General features: G+C 39.9%; 15 protein-coding genes, 5 tRNA genes and 2 pseudogenes. 16 read left to right on the top strand and 6 right to left on the bottom strand.

Annotated elements, in window-relative coordinates; translation table 11 throughout:
* The 16 genes and pseudogenes from tolA to H4J73_RS04590 all read left to right on the top strand — a co-directional run.
* Positions 1-602, top strand: a 602-nt coding sequence (tolA, locus tag H4J73_RS04515) for a cell envelope integrity protein TolA (protein ID WP_182250268.1), incomplete at its 5' end; no start/stop codon positions are given.
* A gap of 55 nt (positions 603-657) precedes the next feature.
* Complete coding sequence (gene tolB, locus H4J73_RS04520) at positions 658-2,004, top strand: Tol-Pal system beta propeller repeat protein TolB (RefSeq protein ID WP_182178792.1); 1,347 nt, start codon at positions 658-660, stop codon at positions 2,002-2,004.
* 52 nt (positions 2,005-2,056) lie between these two features.
* A complete protein-coding gene (gene pal, locus H4J73_RS04525) occupies positions 2,057-2,605 on the top strand; it encodes a peptidoglycan-associated lipoprotein Pal (RefSeq protein WP_182178794.1) in 549 nt (182 codons plus the stop codon).
* Positions 2,606-2,617: 12 nt separating this feature from the next.
* The gene (gene ybgF, locus H4J73_RS04530) at positions 2,618-3,430 is read left to right on the top strand and encodes a tol-pal system protein YbgF (RefSeq protein WP_182178796.1); all 813 of its coding nucleotides are present in this window, start codon (positions 2,618-2,620) and stop codon (positions 3,428-3,430) included.
* Positions 3,431-3,592: 162 nt separating this feature from the next.
* A tRNA-Lys gene (locus tag H4J73_RS04535) sits at positions 3,593-3,668 on the top strand.
* Positions 3,669-3,746: 78 nt separating this feature from the next.
* A tRNA-Lys gene (locus H4J73_RS04540) sits at positions 3,747-3,822 on the top strand.
* A gap of 79 nt (positions 3,823-3,901) precedes the next feature.
* A tRNA-Lys gene (locus H4J73_RS04545) sits at positions 3,902-3,977 on the top strand.
* Positions 3,978-4,143: 166 nt separating this feature from the next.
* Positions 4,144-4,219 (top strand) — tRNA-Lys (locus tag H4J73_RS04550).
* Between the two features lie 366 nt (positions 4,220-4,585).
* Entirely contained in the window at positions 4,586-5,629 is a 1,044-nt protein-coding gene (gene nadA / locus H4J73_RS04555) for a quinolinate synthase NadA (protein WP_182178798.1), read from the top strand.
* 265 nt (positions 5,630-5,894) lie between these two features.
* Positions 5,895-5,984, top strand: a tRNA-Ser gene (locus H4J73_RS04560).
* Between the two features lie 1,044 nt (positions 5,985-7,028).
* On the top strand, positions 7,029-9,743 hold the full coding sequence (locus H4J73_RS04565; RefSeq protein WP_182178800.1) for an ATP-binding protein: 2,715 nt from the start codon (positions 7,029-7,031) through the stop codon (positions 9,741-9,743).
* 199 nt (positions 9,744-9,942) lie between these two features.
* A complete protein-coding gene (locus H4J73_RS04570) occupies positions 9,943-13,287 on the top strand; it encodes a PAS domain S-box protein (RefSeq protein ID WP_182188805.1) in 3,345 nt (1,114 codons plus the stop codon).
* A 15-nt stretch (positions 13,288-13,302) separates the two neighbouring features.
* Positions 13,303-13,656: a response regulator gene (locus H4J73_RS04575; protein WP_259366637.1), complete on the top strand. Its 354-nt coding sequence runs from the start codon at positions 13,303-13,305 to the stop codon at positions 13,654-13,656.
* A gap of 18 nt (positions 13,657-13,674) precedes the next feature.
* Positions 13,675-14,748: an HD domain-containing phosphohydrolase gene (locus tag H4J73_RS04580; protein ID WP_182250269.1), complete on the top strand. Its 1,074-nt coding sequence runs from the start codon at positions 13,675-13,677 to the stop codon at positions 14,746-14,748.
* A 56-nt stretch (positions 14,749-14,804) separates the two neighbouring features.
* Positions 14,805-14,915, top strand: a complete 111-nt coding sequence (locus tag H4J73_RS04585; RefSeq protein ID WP_259366642.1) for a heme NO-binding domain-containing protein — start codon at positions 14,805-14,807, stop codon at positions 14,913-14,915.
* Positions 14,916-15,084: 169 nt separating this feature from the next.
* Positions 15,085-15,525, top strand: a pseudogene (locus H4J73_RS04590) (transposase); the annotation flags it as partial.
* 8 nt (positions 15,526-15,533) lie between these two features.
* On the opposite strand, the gene H4J73_RS20390 reads toward H4J73_RS04590, so the two are convergent.
* From H4J73_RS20390 to H4J73_RS04615, 6 genes and pseudogenes are all read right to left on the bottom strand, one after another.
* Positions 15,534-15,713: a transposase domain-containing protein gene (locus H4J73_RS20390; protein ID WP_310649647.1), complete on the bottom strand. Its 180-nt coding sequence runs from the start codon at positions 15,711-15,713 to the stop codon at positions 15,534-15,536.
* Positions 15,705-17,048 (bottom strand): annotated as a pseudogene (tnpC, locus tag H4J73_RS04595) (IS66 family transposase); the annotation flags it as partial. The gene H4J73_RS20390 and the pseudogene tnpC, both read right to left, overlap by 9 nt.
* Before the next feature lie 134 nt (positions 17,049-17,182).
* Positions 17,183-17,512 (bottom strand): IS66 family insertion sequence element accessory protein TnpB, encoded by a 330-nt coding sequence (tnpB, locus tag H4J73_RS04600; protein WP_182178808.1) that lies wholly within the window; start codon positions 17,510-17,512, stop codon positions 17,183-17,185.
* On the bottom strand, positions 17,509-17,835 hold the full coding sequence (gene tnpA / locus H4J73_RS04605) for an IS66 family insertion sequence element accessory protein TnpA (protein ID WP_182178810.1): 327 nt from the start codon (positions 17,833-17,835) through the stop codon (positions 17,509-17,511). The genes tnpB and tnpA overlap by 4 nt, the downstream gene beginning before the upstream one ends.
* A 170-nt stretch (positions 17,836-18,005) precedes the next feature.
* Positions 18,006-19,463 (bottom strand): ATP-binding protein, encoded by a 1,458-nt coding sequence (locus H4J73_RS04610; RefSeq protein ID WP_182223392.1) that lies wholly within the window; start codon positions 19,461-19,463, stop codon positions 18,006-18,008.
* Entirely contained in the window at positions 19,463-19,897 is a 435-nt protein-coding gene (locus H4J73_RS04615) for a YfiR family protein (RefSeq protein ID WP_259366638.1), read from the bottom strand. The genes H4J73_RS04610 and H4J73_RS04615 overlap by 1 nt, the downstream gene beginning before the upstream one ends.
* Between the last annotated feature and the right edge of the window lie 62 nt (positions 19,898-19,959).

Consider the following 19,959-nt stretch of genomic DNA (forward strand, 5'->3'; position numbering starts at 1 on the left):
AAAGAAAGAAAAAAGAGCTAGAGAAAAAGGCTGCAGACTCGGCTGCAAAACAAGCACTTACTAAAGCTAATGCAGCAGAAAAAATACGCAAGAAAAAAGAAGAAGAACAAAAAGTGGCTGAGAAAGCCGCGGCCGACGCAAAAGCTAAACGTTTGAAAGAAGAGAGAGCGGCAAAAAAAGCTGAAGACTTACGTAAGAAAAAAGCGGCAGATCGCAAGCGTAAAGAACAAGAAGTTAAAGAGCGAGCACAACGACAAAAGATCATAGAGCAACAAATGGCGGAAGAAATGGCGGTTAGACAACAAGCACGTCATCAACAAACGATGACAGAAGTTGGTCGATTTACTGCCTTAATACGTCAAACCATTCAAGGAAATTTAATGACGGACCGCAGTACTATGGAAGGTAAGTCTTGTAAATTAACCATAAGTCTTGCACCATCAGGTTTTGTGACAAATGTTGTGATAGGTAAGGGGGATAAGGTAGTTTGTAGTGCTTCAAAAACAGCTATTTATAAAGCAGGGACATTACCTGTTTCGAAAGACCCAGAAGTCTTTAAAAAGATGCGCACGATTAGTCTAACTGTAGTACCTGAATTTTAATCGTAATGGCTTATATTTAATAAAAACAACCCATGACTGAGAAAATAGTAAATATATGAATAAATTTAAAGTAGCATTCATTTTCTTTATCGTACTGATATCAAATAGTGCATTTGCAACGCTTGAAATTGTGATCACCGAGGGAATTGATAGTGCCAGACCTATCGCTGTCTTGCCTTTTAAGTGGACAGGTGCAGAGCCACTTCCTGAAAATATTTCGAGTATCATTAGTGAAGACTTATTACGTAGTGGTAAATTTAACCCTATAAAAAGTGATCGTTTTCCTCAAAGCCCTTATTCAGATCAAGAGATTGACTATTCCGCATGGGCGAACGAGGGGGTAGAAGCTGTCGTTGTTGGGAATATAAATCAAATAGGTCTTGGTCGTTACAAAATTAGTTACCAACTTGTGGATGTTATTCGTGGACAGATCACGGGTGGGCAATCACAAATGCTAAGTAATGGAGAATTAGTTAAAACCTCTGATCATGTCTATGCCGAAGGTGCATTCGAAATTAGTGCAAATCAATTTCGTCGTTACGGGCATCATATCAGTAATGTTATTTATGAAAAATTAACAGGAAGTAAAGGCGCATTCCTAACAAAAATTGCTTACGTTATCGTTCGAGATAAAGGGGAGTTTCCTTTTCAATTGGTTATGGCTGATTATGATGGTGTTAATGAACATGTTTTATTAAGTTCTAAAGAACCTTTAATGTCGCCATCATGGCACCCAAGTGGTAATCAATTAGCGTATTCAACATTTGAGAATAACCAACAAAAAATATATATTATAGATATTTATACAGGTATGCGTACGATGATTAGTGACTCTAAAGGTATAAATAGTGCGCCACGTTGGTCACCCGATGGTAAAAAAATTGCGATGATGTTATCAAAAGATGGCAACTCTGAACTCTATATAATGGAAATTGCAACTAAAAAGTTACGTCGGATCACACGTCACCGTGCCATTGACGCAGAGCCAAGTTGGAGTCCTGATGGAAAATCCTTGGTATTTAGTTCAGAACGGGGTGGTAAACCTCAGCTTTATCGCGTAAATTTAGTCGATGGTCGAGTAAAACGACTAACATTTGATGGTGAAATGAACCTTGGCGGTTCGATTACACCAGACGGTCGACAGTTAATTATGGTGAATAGAACGCGAGGAAATTATCATTTGGCAAAACAGGAGTTAACGTCAGGGATTTTTCAAGTACTGACCAAAACACGTTTAGATGAGTCACCGAGTATTGCTCCTAATGGTGGCATGATAATCTACAGTACATTACACAATAACAGGCAAGTGCTTAGTTTAGTTTCTGTAGATGGAAGATTTAAAGCGCGTTTACCCGCGGTTGATGGTGAAGTTAAAGCACCTGCTTGGTCACCATTTTTGTAAAAAATTAAACATTAATTTAAAACATAACTTTAGAATAATAAGGACAAATATAATGCGTTTGAATAAAACTGTGAAAGCTCTTGCGATTGTTTTGCCAATTTTGGCTTTATCTGCTTGTAGTTCAAATTCAGAAACTGATGAACAAAGCAACGTCGCTACTAATGCTCAAGAATCTTCAGTAACTGATAATACTACCAGTGCTGATGTTCAAGTAAGTGCGGTACAACGTGCTGCTGAAATTGAAGAACAGCAACGTCAAGAATTAGAAAAACTTCGTGCAGAGCACATTGTTTATTTTGATTTTGATACCTCTACAGTGAGTCGCGATTTTTCGGCTATTCTAGACGCACATGCTAAATTTTTAAATAATAGCGCAAACACTAAGGTACTTGTTGAAGGTCATGCCGATGAACGCGGTACACCTGAATACAACATTGCCTTAGGTGAGCGTCGCGCGAAAGCCGTAGTGACTTACTTAGAAAACATGGGTGTTTCATCTATGCAGTTAAGTGTTGTTAGTTATGGTGAAGAAAAGCCGATGATTAAAGATCGCAGTGATAATGCATTCGCCAAAAACCGTCGTGCGGTATTAGTTTACTAATCAGGGATATAAATGAAACTGAATAAAGTTTTATTCGGGATGTCCTTTGCTGTTACTACCTTTGCGGTAGTAGCGGCAGAATCTGCTCCCGTTATCGATATAACCAAGTCCGGTTCAAATAATAATAACCCTTTGCAATATGCCTCAGCGCCACCACAAACTATTGCCGAGCAGTTAACTAACCTTGAACGTAAACTTGATGCTCGTAATCGCGCCCAAGTTAATGTACAACGTCAACTTGACGAACTTCAAAATGAAGTGAATGAACTACGTGGTGTTACCGAGCTACATACTCATCAGTTAAGCCAAGTTTTGAATCGACAGCGAGAGTTGTACCAAGAACTTGACCGTAGGGTAACAGAAGCATTAAAACTTGAAAATAACGTTCCTGCGGCGATTACAGCCCCAGCAACATCAATTTCAGATGTTTCTATAAATTACTCAACTAATTTAACTGAAAATCAAGCTTATGATCGTGCTGTAAATTTAGTATTAAAAGATAAGCAATACGACAAAGCCATACCTGAATTCCAAGCGTTTAACCAAAATTTCCCAAATTCTAGCTACGCACCTAATGCACATTATTGGTTGGGGCAGTTATTATTTAATAAAACTGAATATCTACAAGCAAAAAATGAATTTAATTTAGTGGTTGAACAATATATTGATTCAAATAAGCGAAGTGACGCAATGTTAAAGTTAGCAATGGTTGAACAAAAGCTAAATAACAGCGCAGCAGCAAAAATTTGGTATCAAAAAATAATCACTCAATACCCAGAATCAAGTGCTGCACAACTTGCAAAACCTAGGTTAGAAAATTTATAACCTATAAAAGCGACGACAAGTTACACGAACTGCTTTTTTTTTATGCAAACAGTCAGTTATTAAGAAATAAGTTGAATTTATGGTTGCACTAAAAAAATTAATGAGTATTATATGCGTCGCGTTGAGGCACTACTGCAACGCAGTGTGAATTAGCACTTATGTCGGCCGTTAGCTCAGTTGGTAGAGCAGTTGGCTTTTAACCAATTTGTCGAAGGTTCAAATCCTTCACGGCCGACCACTTCTTTATAATGAATTTTTATAAAGAAAAAGAAGTACCTTGTAAGAATCGAAATTTATTTCGAAAAAGAAATTATGGCGGCCGTTAGCTCAGTTGGTAGAGCAGTTGGCTTTTAACCAATTTGTCGAAGGTTCAAATCCTTCACGGCCGACCAATTTCTTTCTCATTACAAGTATAATGTAATTTTATTTTGCATTCGTTGATGACCAACATCAACATTAAAATCTATATGTCGGCCGTTAGCTCAGTTGGTAGAGCAGTTGGCTTTTAACCAATTTGTCGAAGGTTCAAATCCTTCACGGCCGACCACTTCTTATAATATTCAAATAATACAATCATATTAAAGCAAAGGCTTTTAACCGTGTATTTTGAAGCTTTATATCTTTTGTTAACGACCACTTTCTTTTATTATAAGTATAATGCAATTTAATTGTGCATTCGTTGATGACCAACATCAACATTAAAATCTATATGTCGGCCGTTAGCTCAGTTGGTAGAGCAGTTGGCTTTTAACCAATTTGTCGAAGGTTCAAATCCTTCACGGCCGACCACTTCTTGAATATTTTGATAGTCAGTTCATATTAAAGCCAAGGCTTTTAACCGTTAAACCGTTTATCTCGAAGGTTCAAATTCTTCACGGACGACCACTTCTTGAATATTTTGATAGTCAGTTCATATTAAAGCCAAGGCTTTTAACCGTTAAACCGTTTATCTCGAAGGTTCAAACCTTTCACGGCCGACCACTTCTTAAATATTTCAATAGTCAGTTCATATTAAAGCCAAGGCTTTAAACGTTATTAATTTTATTTCTTTTTTATCACTATTTTTACTCACTAATATCAAAAAGTCTTATACACATCTTTTCATCTATACCGTATAATTACTGTGTTTTTAAAAGAGATCAACAGAGATAAATAATGTCGCAAAGCAATTTAGCCGTAGAATTTGATTTTCAATTTCCTGCCAAACCAGCACCACTTTCAGTCGATGAACGAAGCCAATATAAAGATCGCATTAAACTTTTATTAAAAGAAAAAAATGCGGTACTTATTGCGCATTATTACACCGACCCTGAAATTCAGGCGTTAGCTGAAGAAACGGGTGGCTGTGTCGCCGACTCTCTAGAAATGGCGCGCTTTGGTAACAATCATCCAGCAACAACGCTAATTATCGCTGGTGTTCGTTTTATGGGTGAAACCGCAAAAGTACTAACGCCAGAAAAAACAGTGGTTATGCCAACACTCGAAGCAACCTGTTCTTTAGATTTAGGCTGTCCTATTGAAGAGTTCTCTGCTTTTTGTGATGAAAACCCCGACCGTACTGTTGTTGTCTATGCAAATACTTCTACAGCTGTAAAAGCAAGAGCAGACTGGATCGTCACTTCTTCTTGTGCGTTAGAGATTATTGAACATCTTGACGAACAAGGTGAAAAAATTCTTTGGGGACCTGACCGACATTTAGGCGCATACATTCAAAAGCAAACGAGTGCTGATATGTTAATGTGGCAGGGCGCTTGTATCGTTCATGACGAGTTTAAAAGTAAAGCGTTAAAGGATATGAAGGCTTTGCATCCTGATGCGGCTATATTGGTGCACCCAGAGTCTCCTGCAGAGATTATTGATCTTGCTGATGCTGTTGGTTCAACCAGCCAGTTAATTAAAGCCGCACAAGATATGCCAAATATGAAATTTATTGTGGCAACAGACCGTGGCATATTTTATAAAATGCAACAGCTTTGTCCTGGTAAAGAATTCTTCGAAGCGCCAACCGCAGGTGAGGGAGCAACGTGTAAAAGTTGTGCTCATTGCCCTTGGATGGCGATGAATGGTCTTAAAGAGATTGAAGACGCATTAATTAATCCTATAGGTAAAGAAGTGTTTGTTGATATGAAACTTCGTGAGGGTGCCTTAAAATCACTAGATCGGATGTTAACGTTTAACGCAGCTTTAGCTGAAAAATAACGCGCAAGTAGATTTTTTGCCGATAAAGTAAGCAGTTGATCGTTTTATATTAAAATTAAGTTGTGTTGGCAATTAAATTTACCTAACATAGCATGACTTCAACGTCCGCATTGTGTGTAAGTTTAAAGACTTAATAAGAATATATTTTATAGTATTAAATGATGGTATAGCGTTTATACATTCGTCCTATAAATGTCCTTAATAGATAAAATTACTTTATACATTAATTTTTAAATAAAAATGTTAGCGTGTTGATTAACAAATTGGTGAGCTGGCCGAGTGGCTGAAGGCGCACGCCTGGAAAGCGTGTAAAGGTTTATCCCTTTCGAGAGTTCGAATCTCTCGCTCACCGCCACATTTATTCTTTTAAACCAATGGGTTGCAAGGTTTTTTTGGCCCTTTGGTTTAAAAGGTAACTATCTGATCTATATCGCTTATATATTTGCCACTTGCACGTAGAACCGCTATATCTGGTAACTATTTGCTTGAACAAGCAGATATCACTCTCCTGAACGTATTTATTGATTAGTTTTTAAGTATTGATGATAAAGTTATGCACCTCTCTATATTCTAAATTACTTGTAATGTCCCTTAGATTTTCACTCTGTTGAGTGCATGATTCTACGTCGATTCTGTTTGCGTTCATGATCTTTAATGATTTTAGTGTTTTTTTATACAGACTGTGTAGGTCGCTGTGACCAAGCTGCTAAGCAAATCCTATGTGATACAAACGTATGACACATTTGATAGGGGTAACGGTACTTGAAAGCAACATCATCTAACGTTTCTTTCCCAGAACAGCGAAAGGTTAAATGTTCACTGGCCCACAGCTCATGTGTATAAGGATTATGATAAATAAAAGGGCTTTGTAGCTCTTAGGACTTTAATTGATTTTTCAATGCGACAATGGCTTGTGTGGTTAAATTGATCATTAACTTCAGTTTTCGTTTCCTTATTCTGCCCACAGCATCAGACACGTTGAACGTGAAATGTACCCTAGTCAAAGTTAATATCTGTCCATTTTAATACGATTAACTCTTCTAATCGCTCTCCTGTTAAAAATCTTACTGTGAACATGTTATGTAACTGCGAAAATTTATATGTGTCGAGAACTACCTAATTTCTATCACTCATGGCAATGAAAAAAAGGCAAATATCTAAAATCTGAGCTAAAGTCTATTTTAGATATTACGAAAAAGACGTTTATTTCACCTATACCCCTCGCAGTTAAATTGATGGGGGCCACTTATATGTTGCTAGGTAATAAACAAAAGTCCAAGCAGATTATGACGTGAGTAGATAGGCTATGTATAAGTCCAAAAATAAAATCCAGTGAATTATTCGTATCATTGATTCTAAGTGCTATGTTGATTAATGAGTTATATGTATGGGGGTATATATGGCTGTTGAAAAAAATTCAGGTTGGGTAGAACAGGTCTTTAGTTTATTTAGACTTTTTCACCGAAAGTTGAGTGTAAGACAGATCTTTATCCTCGGGCTGTTGTCGCTGTTTGGCTTGTTAGGCAATGTCTTGTATTACGAACTTTTTTTTAGCGTTGATTTAATTTTCGGAAGCATCGCAACGATTATTGCTGTAAGACTTGCAGGGGTGCTGTGGGGCTGCGTAGTTGCGGCACTGGTAAGTTACTACACCATTGTTATATGGGGTCACAGTTACGCCTTATATATTTTTATTGCTGAGGCTTTATGGATTGGCTTCAGTATTCATGGGCTCAGAAAATATAATATCATTATTGCTGATCTAACATTCTGGTTGTTCTTGGGGATGCCGATGGTCTTTTTGTTCTATGGCGAATTCATCGGTTTAGAAAGGGTAGCGACCGAATTAATCGCTTTTAAACAGGCAATTAACGGATTGCTTAACGCTGCTGTCGCATATTTGTTGTTGTATACCTTTCGTCTTAACTCGCGGTTTAAAGGGGAAAGTGCTTTATTACACTCCACTGTAAATATAGAGCAAACGTTAAGCATTCTTCTGGCATTATTTATTTTGACTCCGGCAGTGATAGTCACCGGTATAATAGCCAACCAAGAGCAAGATCGTACAAAAAAGATGATTGCAAGCCGAGTTAAAGGTGAGGCTTTAGATTTGTCGTCCGGTCTGCAATTTATATTTGAACGTCAAGCTATATCAATTAATAGCGTGATACAAACGTATGTTGGCAAGGCGGTCTTAATTAAAGATTGGGAAGGGGGAATTAAAGTGTTGTCAAGCCTTCTGCCGAATATGATCAATATACAGATACTTGACACTGATGCTCATATTATCTACGGGAGCGGTTCTGTTCCCGATGACATTCAACAATTGATTCAGTTGGCAGTGGGGGGCGAACTAGTCCTATTTGCGGGAGGCAAAGATTCGCCAACGGGTAGTATGTTTTTTCTTTACCGAGTAGGTGATCAGTTCATACACTATGAATCTAGTATGACTATGGTACAAGAATATTTAAAAAAAATGTCTTATGAGGGAAAACGATCAATGTTACTAATTGATGCCCTAGGGCAACTAATAAGCGCAAATAATCCTGACCGCTTTTCTGAAACGTTCATTTCGCTTTCTGATGGTGAAAATCTAATAGCAGCTGAAAAAAACAAGCTTTCTGCAATGCAGGTTTGGAGTGAGTCAAACTGGGTCGAACTCGATAAACACACTGGCTGGGCGGTAGCGGTTGTCGAACCTATAAAAGAATATGTTGCTAACGTACAGAAAACCTATCGAGACAATATGATAATCATGTTAAGTGTTGTTTTTATTGCGTTATTGTCTGTCAGTCGAGTGGCCAGGGGGTTGATGGCCCCATTAAAAGCGTTAGCTACCAGCATAAAAACGTTGAATATCGATAATAATAAAAATTTAAATGAACATCACTTTGATGTACAGAGTAATTCCAAAAATTGGTTGTATTGGGGCTATCAAGAAATTGACTTGATAAACGAACAGTTCAATCAAATGCTTGAGACTATTGATACTGCAATAGCTCATTCTTCCCTTGCTGCTCGAGAATTAGAACAACTAATCGACACAGCTAACGTGCCTATTTTTGGCATCGACGAGAAGGGCATAGTCAATATTTGGAATCAGACTACGGAGCGGCTCACTGGTTTCAACAAAGCCAATGTTATTGGCAATGATTTTGTCAGCAATTTTATTACTGATGATTTTAAGTTATCAGTAAAGATTGTTTTGGACAAAGCGTTGCGGGGCGAGCAGACAGCTAACTTCGAATTTCCACTGTTTACCAAAACGGGTAACCGAGCAGACGTATTGTTAAACACAACCACTCGGCGTGATATTGAGGGGCGAGTTATCGGCGTGATCGTTATAAGCCAAGATATTTCTGAGTTGAAAAATGTTCAGGAACAGGTCATTCAATCATCCAAACTAGCAACTTTAGGAGAAATGGCAACCAGTGCTGCACATGAGTTAAATCAACCTCTGAATGTTATTCGTATGGCTGCAGGGAATATACGGCGAAAAATCACCCATGAACCGATAGAAAAAGCATACATAGAAGTTAAGCTTGCTCGTATTGATGAACAAACAACACGTGCGGCCGCAATTATCGATCATATGCGGATGTTTGGTAAGAAAGTAACGGGGCCAGCTGGACAGTTCAATCCTAGTGAGATAATTGATAACGCTCTGGAGTTGGTAGGAGAGCAACTCAAAATAGATGAAATTGATGTTACTACTGCGTGCGAAGACTTTAGTGGATGTGGCAAGGTACAAGGTCATGGTATCCAGATGGAGCAGGTGATTATCAATCTTTTGACTAACAGTCGTGATGCCGTATTAAATAACATCGGTTCTAAATGGATTCGACTGTCAATAGCTTTTAAGGATAAACACGCAGAAATCAGCATTCAGGATAACGGCCACGGTATTCCACTAGAATTGATAAACCGGATCTTTGAGCCGTTTTACACGACCAAAGAGGTGGGTAAGGGCACTGGGCTAGGTTTATCGGCAAGCTATGGTATCGTGCATGAAATGAATGGGACTATTACTGCGTCAAATACAACTGATGGCGCTTGTTTTACTATTAGACTTCCCTTAATAGAGTCTTACGATCACTGTCAGCGGCTGAACTAATTATTAATAAGCGGTGAAATATGGGGCTCTCTTAGTCTTTCTAAACCTAACAACTATTTGAGCAAACCTGAGATTGCTGATCTATAATTAAAATGTTTTAATGCGACTATAGTGTCAGGCCAAAATATGTGGATATATTATTTTATAAGTCAAGCACGTGAGAATGGATTCTATAGATAGATATGATAGAGGACAATTCATGATAAATGATGCTGATGTGATGAAGAAACAGAGTAATATAATTGTATTTATTACAATTATGGGCGTGTTCATTTCGTTTGCTTTGTTTATTTTTGTCAATAGCTTAGCGTTTCAAAAACAAGAAATTACTCTAGCTCAAGTCACTGAACGTCAATTAAACGCGATACAAGAAAAGTTTAACAATGCAGTAAAATCAATTAATGCGATCTCGGCACTTTTTGCAGCATCTAACGAGGTCAGCAGAAAAGAATTCTCTATATTTGCATCCATTGAGTTAATTGATTCTCCTAATGTTTTAGCCCTTGAATGGATACCCAAAGTTAAGCATTCAGAGCGCGCCAGTTTTGAAAGTGCGGCTCAAAAAGATCGAGTCACTAATTTCACTTTTACAGAAGAGAATCTCCAAGGTGAGCTGGTTGCAGCGAGTGAACGCGATGTATACTATCCCGTTTATTTTGTTGAACCGCTTAAAGGTAATGAGACACTTTTAGGTTTTGATCTGTCAACCCATCCGCAAAGACTTCAAGCAATACAAGAGGCGCGCGATACAGGTGCTTTTATCGCTAGTGGTATCGTCGAACTCGTTCAAACTCAGCAGCATGATGCTGGTCTTTTGGTAGTAAAGGCAATCTATTCGAATGGTTTGGTACCAGAGTCGTTAGCTGAAAAAAGAGCGTTACTCAAAGGCTACAGTCTCGGGGTCTTGAAACTACAAGACCTCTTTAAGACTCAAATCTTATCAGGCAATAATCATCTTCAATCAAAAATATTTGTTTTTGACAATAATGCAGCAGTTGGTCAAAAAATTCTTTATCCACTCATGTCACCCTACCAAAATTTAGAGGAAGCAAAAGAAGCACAGAATGGACTGTGTCTATTAAAGCCTTTGTTATTGGCCAATCAAGAGTGGACGCTATATCAATGTGTGTCCAATAATATAATGGATTACTTAGGTAATATTGAGGCCCTGATCGTTTTATTCTTTTCTTTGATATTGACGTTTGTAACGACGAAATACTTGATAGTGCAGCAAAAACAAAGAATGCACGCAAACAAACTTTTACTTGAACTAAGCAACAATGAATTTTATCTGAATGAGATTTTCAACAATGTCGATGATGCGATTGTCTCGACTGATATGTCCGGGCGAATTAGTTCAGTAAACCATTCACTTATTAAGTTATTTGGATATACAGAGCAAGAATTGATTGGTCAATCGGTTGAACTCATTGTGCATAATTACACTTCCAAAGATCTAGTTGTTGGTTTTTCTATTTTTTCTAACATTGAGCAATATCAAGCTTTAGGAAAAAAGCGGGTTGAGCTGCGAGCGAAACACAAAAATAGCAAAGAGTTTCCAATTGAAATTTCTATTAGGCAGATAAAATATCACGGAAGAGATATCGTTATTGGTATGTTAAAGGATTTGTCGATGGTCGCTGAGCGTGAACAGGCACAACTGGAGATCAGCAAAAATGCCACTGAATTGAGGCAGTTAATCGATACGGCCAATGCCCCTATTTTTGGGATTGATGCCGCGGGTCTGGTGAACGAATGGAACCAGCGCGCCGAGCAACTCACTGGCTTTGCTAAGATTGATGTCATGGGAAAAGATCTGGTGGCCGGGTTTATCACCGATGATTACAAGGCCTCGGTTAAAGGGATATTGGATAAAGCCCTGCAAGGTGAAGAGTCGGCTAACTATGAATTTCCGTTGTTTACCAAAACGGGCGACCGGGTGGATGTGCTGTTGAACTCAACTTCACGCCGAGATGCCGCAGGTCATATTGTGGGGGTTGTGGGGGTTGGACAAGATATCACCGAGCTCAATAAGATCCGTAAGGAGCAAGAAAGTGTCGCCCATGATTTAACCCAGTTAATCGATACGGCCAATGCCCCTATTTTTGGGATTGATGCCGCAGGTCTGGTGAACGAATGGAACCAGCGCGCCGAGCAACTCACTGGCTTTGCTAAGATTGATGTCATGGGCAAAGATCTGGTGGCCGGGTTTATCACCGATGATTACAAGGCCTCGGTTAAAGGGATATTGGATAAAGCCCTGCAAGGTGAAGAGTCCGCTAATTATGAATTTCCGCTGTATACCAAAACAGGCGATCGGGTGGATGTGCTGTTGAACTCCACTTCACGCCGGGATGCCGCCGGTCATATTATGGGGGTTGTGGGGGTTGGACAAGATATCACCGAGCTCAATAAGATCCGCCTTGAGCAGGAAAGTGTCGCCAATGATTTAACCCAGTTAATCGATACGGCCAATGCCCCTATTTTTGGGATTGATGCCGCGGGTCTGGTGAACGAATGGAACCAGCGCGCCGAGCAAATCACCGGCTTTGCTAAGATTGATGTCATGGGAAAAGATCTGGTGGCGGGGTTTATCACCGATGATTACAAGGCCTCGGTTAAAGAGGTACTAGATAAGGCTCTGCAAGGTGAAGAGTCGGCTAACTATGAATTCCCGCTGTATACCAAAACGGGCGATCGGGTGGATGTGCTGTTGAACTCCACTTCACGCCGGGATGCCTATGGCCAAATTATTGGGGTCGTGGGCGTAGGACAAGATATTACAGAAGCTAAGAAATCACAGGCTCAGGTAGTTCAGGCTTCAAAACTGGCCACGCTTGGCGAAATGGCAACCTCTGTTGCTCATGAGTTAAATCAACCTCTTAATGTGATACGAATGGCTGCAGGTAATAGTCGTCGAAGAATTAAAAGCCAGAAAAGTAACAAAGACACTGAGTATATACTTGAAAAATTAGTGCGTATTGAAGGGCAAACGTCTCGCGCAGCTGCAATTATTGATCATATGAGAATGTTCGGTCGTAAGGCCGAGGAAAAATCAGAAATGGTGGATCCTCGCGAGGTTGTTTCTAATGCCCTCGATTTACTGGGAGCACAACTCAAACTAGCGGGTATTCAAGTAGTCACTAATTTCCCTGAAAAATGCAGCAAAGTGATGGGACATACTATACAGATGGAGCAAGTTATTCTGAATCTTTTGGCCAATGCAAGAGATGCGATGAAAGACAATATATCGGGTTCAAGGATCACGCTTAGTATTACTGAAAAGGATGAGATAATTACCATTTCTTCTCAAGATACTGGTGGCGGAATTCCTGAACATATACTTTCTCGAATTTTTGAACCTTTTTTTACAACAAAGGAAATGGGCAAAGGAACCGGCTTAGGCTTATCTGTGAGCTACGGAATTATATTGGAAATGGGCGGCGCTATCATTGCGGAAAATATTACTGATGGCGCAAAATTTTCTATCACACTTCCGACAACAAATAACATCATTCAAAAAATAGATCTGATGGGGATTTAAATGAAAAGAATAAAAATGTTAATTGTGGATGATGAACCCTTCATACTTGAAGAGGCCTCAGAAGCATTGGAATTTGAAGGCTATGATTCTCTAACTGCAAGCAATGTATCGGATGCACTAAAAATAGTGCGTGACAATCCTGATATTGCCCTAATATTAACAGACTTGAGAATGCCTGGACAGTCGGGGTTAGATCTAGTCGACATTCTAAAGGAAGAGTTTAATAACAAGCTTTGTTTTATAGTCATGTCTGGGCATGGCAGCTCTGACGTTGAAGATAGTGTCATAAAGCAAGGTTTTGCTTTTATACGTAAACCATTAGATATTGATGAACTGATAGATACTATTAAATTAAGGCTTGAAAATTAAATCTAAGGAAAATTCACCTTGATAACAAAAATTTTAATAGTCGACGACGAAGCATATATTCGTGAAGAACTACTCGAAACGATCAGCGCGGAAGGATATGAATGTTGTGAAGCAGCCAATGGAGAAGAAGCGCTCAATATTCTTCGAAGTGATAATGAGATTGCTATTGTCCTTACAGATATTCAAATGCCGGGGAAGGACGGTATTCAAATGATCCGCGAGGCTAAAGAAGAAAACTGCAAAAATCGTAATGTGGAGTTTATCATTATGACGGGACACGGTGGGTCAGCAGAAGCTATTTCTGCATTGAAATTGGGTGTTTTGGATTTTATTGAAAAACCGATTGATATTGAACACCTTTGCCATGTCGTCCGTCGAGCAGAAGAACTGGTCATTTTGAGGCGCACAAAAGAGTATTACCAAGCTAGTCTTGAAGCTGATGTACATGCAAAAACGATTAAGGTTCGCAACCTTCTAAAGGATGTTGAAGATGCGTATGACGAAGCGTTGACATGCCTTGCTGTGGCAGCCGAATTCAAAGATCCTGAAACGGGTTATCATATAAAGCGAATTGGTGAGTATTCCAAATTTATGGCTCAACAACTTGGCTGGTCAGAAGAGCGTCAACATATGATGTTGTTAGCCGCCCCACTGCATGACATAGGCAAGATCGGCACGCCCGAAATTATTTTATTGAAACCCGGAAAACTCGACGCTGATGAAGTCGCAATTATGAAAGAGCATTCACAAAATGGTTATAATATTTTGTCTCATGCAGAACATTCAGTCATGAAAATGGCAGCAACGATTGCAAAAAATCATCATGAACGTTGGAATGGAGGAGGTTACCCTAGAGGTCTCAAAGGAACAGAAATCCCCATTGAAGCTCGTATTGTCGCTGTGGTTGACGTTTATGACGCGCTTAGGTCAAAACGTCCTTACAAACCGGAGTTTGATCAAGAAAAAGCGTTGTCAATCATGCTTGATGGTGACGGTCGAACTGATCCGTCGCATTTTGACCCACAAATGTTGGACATTTTACGTAATAATTCTGAACAGTTCGATGCAATTTATAAAGGTCTTGCTGATTGAAAACAGGGTAAAACATTTATCAGGTCTTAAAGATAAGAGGATATATTATGTACGGAATGGTTAATAAAGCAGTGGAAGATATGGTCTGCACGCAATTTGGCGAGCCGGTATGGGAAGATATTAAGTCCTGTGCAGGGGTCGACATAGACGTATTCATGAGCAACTAAGCGTACCCAGACGAAACGACTTTCTAGTTGGTGAGCGCGAGCGCGGCAAGTAAGGTACTGAAGATGACCGCAGAGGCTGCAACGAAAGACACCCATTGTAAAACTGAGTGCTATTTTTCAATTGAACTACGCTTATAGGGTGTTTCATTTCTAATCAGGTAGATGGCTTATGCCCCAGCCTCGAAAAAGCCAAGTCAGTTTAATTGATACTCCTTATTATCATTGTGTTTCTCGTTGTGTTCGCCGTTCCTTCCTGTGCGGTGTGGATAAGTATTCTGGCCAAAGTTACGAGCACCGCCGTGGTCGGGTAGAAGAGCGATTGCTGTTCTTAGCCACGTTTTTTGCCATTGATATCTGTGCCTATGCGGTGATGAGTAACCATACGCATGTGGTGGTGTATGTGGATAAAGCGCTAGCTGACAGCTGGGATATCAAAACGGTGTTAAGCCGTTACCATCAGTTACACAAAGGCACATTGCTCACTCATAAATACCTCAAGGGCGAGATACTTAGTCCGGGAGAGTTAATCACCTTTGATGAAACCGTTGAGCGATATCGGCAACGCTTATACGACATCAGCTGGTTTATGCGTAATCTGAACGAGTACATTGTAAGCCCCTAACCAACCGCCTTATTGATATTCCAAGGTAGTAATGCTTCAACCTCTTCTACGGTTTTTGCCTGAGGAAATAACGTGAAGACGGTTTTTAAATAAGCTGACGGCTCTAGGTTGTTCGCTTTTGCGCTTTCCACCAAGCTGTATAAATTAGCACTCGCCTTGACTCCCTCTACGCTCACAGAGAATAGCCAGTTTTTTCGACCTACCACAAAAGGCCTAATGCAATTTTTAGCATGATTATTATCCATCGGCCACGCGCCATTCTCCGTATACTGGCTCAGTTTGTACCACTGATTGCTTAAATAGGTGAGTGCCTTGGTTAACTTCGCTGATTTTACCGGATGCTTTAACGATTTATCGAGCTACTTCTTTAACGCCGCTAATATAGGGACGCTTTCTTTTTGCCGAACGGCATATTTTTCATCGGTTGTGACTGCTTTTATTCCTGCTTCAATACGAAAGAGTTTTTGAATGTAAGACAGCGCTTCCTCAGGTTTCCCCGAGGTACCTTTAGGTTGTGCATCACTCGCTTCCTTAAAATAACGCCTAGCATGTGCCCAACAACCTAAATGCGTTAAGCCATTGGTTTTAGCAACCGCGTCGTAAACGGCATAACCATCTGTCATTAACGTACCACTAAAGTCACCTAACATCAGTGCAGCTACGCTGGTTTCTCTGGTGGGGCTGTAATGAAACAAGACCATCCGCTGCTCGGTATTATTGGTCATTATCCACATGCGACTTTGTTGGCTCGCGCGACGCTCTTCTTCTTTGAGTACTTGAGTCACGGTTTCATCCATGAAAAGCACGTCTTGCGCCCTTAATACATCAAGTCCTAAATTAATCAGGGGTTGCACTAATTGGCCACACTTAATCATCCAGTTCGCCATACTGGTTGAGTCTAGCTCGACGCCTAGGCGTTTAAAAATGAGGTTGCTTTGACGATAAAGTGGTAAGCCGTCACAATATTTATGCGTGGCGATTTGCGATAATAATCCTGGACTGGCAATAGATTTTTCAATCGGTTGCGCGGGCTTTTTAGCGGTAACAAAATAATCATTACAACACGGACACCTATATTTACGGCGTACGTGGTTTAAAACGGTTACCTTAGCAGGGGTATAATCGAGCTGCTTATGGCATTCATCACCAAAATGTCTTAGCACTTGATTATCATGCGGACAAAACTTTTCATCTTCCGCTAAGTCATGAATAATATCGGTAACGGGCAAATCATCAGGGATTGATAGGCGTTTCTTTTTACGCTGGTGAGCAGGCACAAGCGTTGTACTTTCTTGTGCGTCATCTTCATCACTTAATATTTCAGCTTCGTCGAATAAACCTAGTTGGTCGGGAGACCACTTTTCATTCGACGCACCAAAACGTTGCTGAGTCATGTAACGAATGTATTCTTCTAAGGTGGCGATTTTATCTGATTTCTTAGTAAGCTGGGCGTCTTTTTTGTTAAGTTGAGCGTCTTTTTTTAAGAGTGATTTTTCATTATCATCAAGCACACTTTTCTGCTCAGACAACTGAGCTTCTAGCGATAAAATACGCTGAGTTAATTGCTCGTTATTGAACGTAAGCGGTTTATTTGAATGGAAATATTATAAAAAACACCTGGAAAGCCGAGTCAAGCTCGATGTTTTTATGGGGTTTTATCGCACTTAATATCAACGCCTCGCAGCAACCAATGCAACTGTTCTTCATCAATGTTAATCGTCGCTAAATCATGTTTTTTAGGCCACTTGAACTTATCTTTTTCAAGGCATTTGTACCACAAACAAAACCCCGTTTTATCCCAGTAAAGTAGCTTCAATTTATTGCGTTGTTTCGAGCAGAAAACAAATAGAGCGCCCGAGCCTAATGACTCCTTCATCGTTAATTCAACAATGGCGGCAAGGCCATCAATTTGTTTTCTAAAATCAACGGGATCACGACGTAAATAAACGGCAGAAGGCTGAATAAACATCTTCATGCGAGTTGCCCCATTAAATTGACGAGCCAATTCACCTCAGTTTGACTGTCGAGTGTCAGCTCAATGTTACCGATGTTTAGTTTAATATCACGTAGGGGGTTGGTATTTTTCAGCACAGGCTCGGCCAAGTGAACTTGAGAACAAGGTGATGTCATGACTGTTGCCTCTCTTGCAGCTATTGATGTTACAGGTGTTGCCACTGCTTTTTGTTTGTAAAAGCTAGAGGTCGGTATACCTTGCTCAAGGCAAAATTGTTTTATTGATAAATGGCTTTCCCTTTGGGTTTCAAAAAGTGTAAGCCATTGCTGTGGTGTTCGTCGCATGATGATCTCTTTAAATAATTAAAGTGATCATAAGTGAATGTTATTGATGGGGGAATAATGCGGTTTATAAGGGGCTTACGATTAATAGACGAAAATAGCCGACTTTCACTCCTTTAAAAATATAAAATAGATGTCAATATGGAAAGTATGAGGCATCCTGTATTTTGATTTTATGAAAAATGAGGTTTTATTTTACTTATACTCCGAACACCCGGCAGAAGGATCTTAAAGCGGGCACCATTATCGATGTTTTCAACGACAATGGTGCCGTTCATATCACGAATAATCCCATAACCTACAGACAGTCCTAAGCCCGTACCCTTGCCCATCTCTTTTGTTGTGAAGAATGGCTCGAAGATGCGCGGCAGAATCTCTTCGGGAATACCCCCGCCGGTATCCTCAGTGCAAATATGGACACCTTCATCGTCGAAAAATACCCGTAATGTAATCTTCGCCTCGCCCTCTCTTTGAACAATGGCATCTCTGGCATTAGTGAGAAGGTTCAAGAGCACTTGTTCCAACTGAATAGTATGACCCAAAACAAAGGGACAGTCTTCGGCAAGCTCGGTCACCAGCTTAATTCCAGCCAACCTCAATTGCTCTCCCATGAGGTTAAGCGAATTCGTTACCACCTTTCGAGGATCAACTGGCGCTGGGTCTTCCTCTGCCTTGCGCCCGAACATCCGCATGTGATCGATGATTGCAGCTGCTCGAGCAGTCTGCTGCTCAATGCGGCTCAGTTTACCGTATAGGTATTCGGTGTCAGCGGTGCCGGTAGAAACTTTGCGGCGGCAATTCTCAGCAGCCATGCGAATGATGTTTAGTGGTTGGTTTAGTTCATGCGCGACTGATGTCGCCATTTCACCGAGTGTAGCTAATTTTGATGCTTGAATGATTTTGGCTGAGGAGGCTTTGCGTTCGTTCTCATGGAGTTCCATGGTGTTTAGCATGGTATTAACCCATGCTATGATGTCGCCGAATTCGTTGTTTTGATCTGTAGCAAGTCGCTTATGGTATCTTTTATGCTTTGTGACATAGTGGACCAAACTAATCAAGTCTCTGATCGGGGTGTTCAGTCTTTTTTGCAGTGTCCAGTTCAGTAAAGAGGCCAATATAAAACTACCTAAAAGAGTCAAAACTGAGATCAGGAGGAGATGGTCTTTTTGAGCAGCTAAACCCTCTGTGCTTGCAGACATCACAATAAGACCGAGATATTCTCCGTTCTTCATTATTTTATAGTTTAGATAAATATTATTATTTTTGAACTCTACAGCCTTATCAAAATGCTCAATAACCGTGTCATTAATCATTTCAGGATGTCTATATTGAGCAAATAATTGATTGTCGGCATTATAAATTTGTGTGTACTGGATAGTTTCATTCAGCTCGAGTGTTGATAGCACTCTTTCCCCAGCTTCAGCATCATCAAACAATAATGCGGACTCGCTAGTTGTTGCCAATAACATGATCTGGTTGTTCATCAACGCTATTAAATTACTTTTGTAATCACTCATAATATATGAGTATAACAGTCCAGAAAGGACGAGAAGCGGGAGAACATTAATTGCAAGCACAGCGATAAGTCGTCTATAAAAAAATCCAATCCTATTTTTTTTCGGAGGACTCATCACTTGATCCTTGCCAGCTTTAATAATTCCGAGCTAATATCAACATTCAAAGAATCGATTTTCTTTAGATTAACTTCAAAGCGTAGTTTTTTATTTTCTATGTAAAAAATTATGGATGCATCGGGAAAATAAATACTGGATGTATCGGCTACGATGACAGTACTGCCACTCAGACTCTGGGCATCAATAAGCTTCAATGCTGTTTTTTTGTTCGCATACCTAACGTAAATTAACTCACATTTTCTTGCGGTATTGAGTTGCAATACTACGATTGACCGTTCCAAGTCTCCAGCTTGCCTGCTTCCAACTACTTGGCGAAAAAATGCCAAAAAATTATTCGGTCCGTCTATACAAACTCGTATTTCATAAGGCCGCTTGACCGACTCTAATTCTCGCCAATTAATAAAACTGATGAAGTGCCATATATAGGCCATTTTTAATTTATCTTCCTTACTTAAGGAATCCTCGGCGTTGATTGAAAAACATAATAAAAGGC

The sequence above is a fragment of the Colwellia sp. MB3u-41 genome (assembly GCF_014076845.1).
In the GTDB taxonomy this organism is placed as follows: Bacteria; Pseudomonadota; Gammaproteobacteria; order Enterobacterales; family Alteromonadaceae; genus Colwellia_A.

Coding starts and splice junctions, on each gene's coding strand:
- tolB (WP_182178792.1), top strand. CDS start 658: ATGAATAAATTTAAAGTAGCATTCATTTTCTTTATCGTACTGATATCA.
- pal (WP_182178794.1), top strand. CDS start 2,057: ATGCGTTTGAATAAAACTGTGAAAGCTCTTGCGATTGTTTTGCCAATT.
- ybgF (WP_182178796.1), top strand. CDS start 2,618: ATGAAACTGAATAAAGTTTTATTCGGGATGTCCTTTGCTGTTACTACC.
- nadA (WP_182178798.1), top strand. CDS start 4,586: ATGTCGCAAAGCAATTTAGCCGTAGAATTTGATTTTCAATTTCCTGCC.
- H4J73_RS04565 (WP_182178800.1), top strand. CDS start 7,029: ATGGCTGTTGAAAAAAATTCAGGTTGGGTAGAACAGGTCTTTAGTTTA.
- H4J73_RS04570 (WP_182188805.1), top strand. CDS start 9,943: ATGATAAATGATGCTGATGTGATGAAGAAACAGAGTAATATAATTGTA.
- H4J73_RS04575 (WP_259366637.1), top strand. CDS start 13,303: ATGTTAATTGTGGATGATGAACCCTTCATACTTGAAGAGGCCTCAGAA.
- H4J73_RS04585 (WP_259366642.1), top strand. CDS start 14,805: ATGGTTAATAAAGCAGTGGAAGATATGGTCTGCACGCAATTTGGCGAG.
- tnpB (WP_182178808.1), bottom strand. CDS start 17,512: ATGAAGATGTTTATTCAGCCTTCTGCCGTTTATTTACGTCGTGATCCC.
- tnpA (WP_182178810.1), bottom strand. CDS start 17,835: ATGCGACGAACACCACAGCAATGGCTTACACTTTTTGAAACCCAAAGG.
- H4J73_RS04610 (WP_182223392.1), bottom strand. CDS start 19,463: ATGAGTCCTCCGAAAAAAAATAGGATTGGATTTTTTTATAGACGACTT.
- H4J73_RS04615 (WP_259366638.1), bottom strand. CDS start 19,897: ATGGCCTATATATGGCACTTCATCAGTTTTATTAATTGGCGAGAATTA.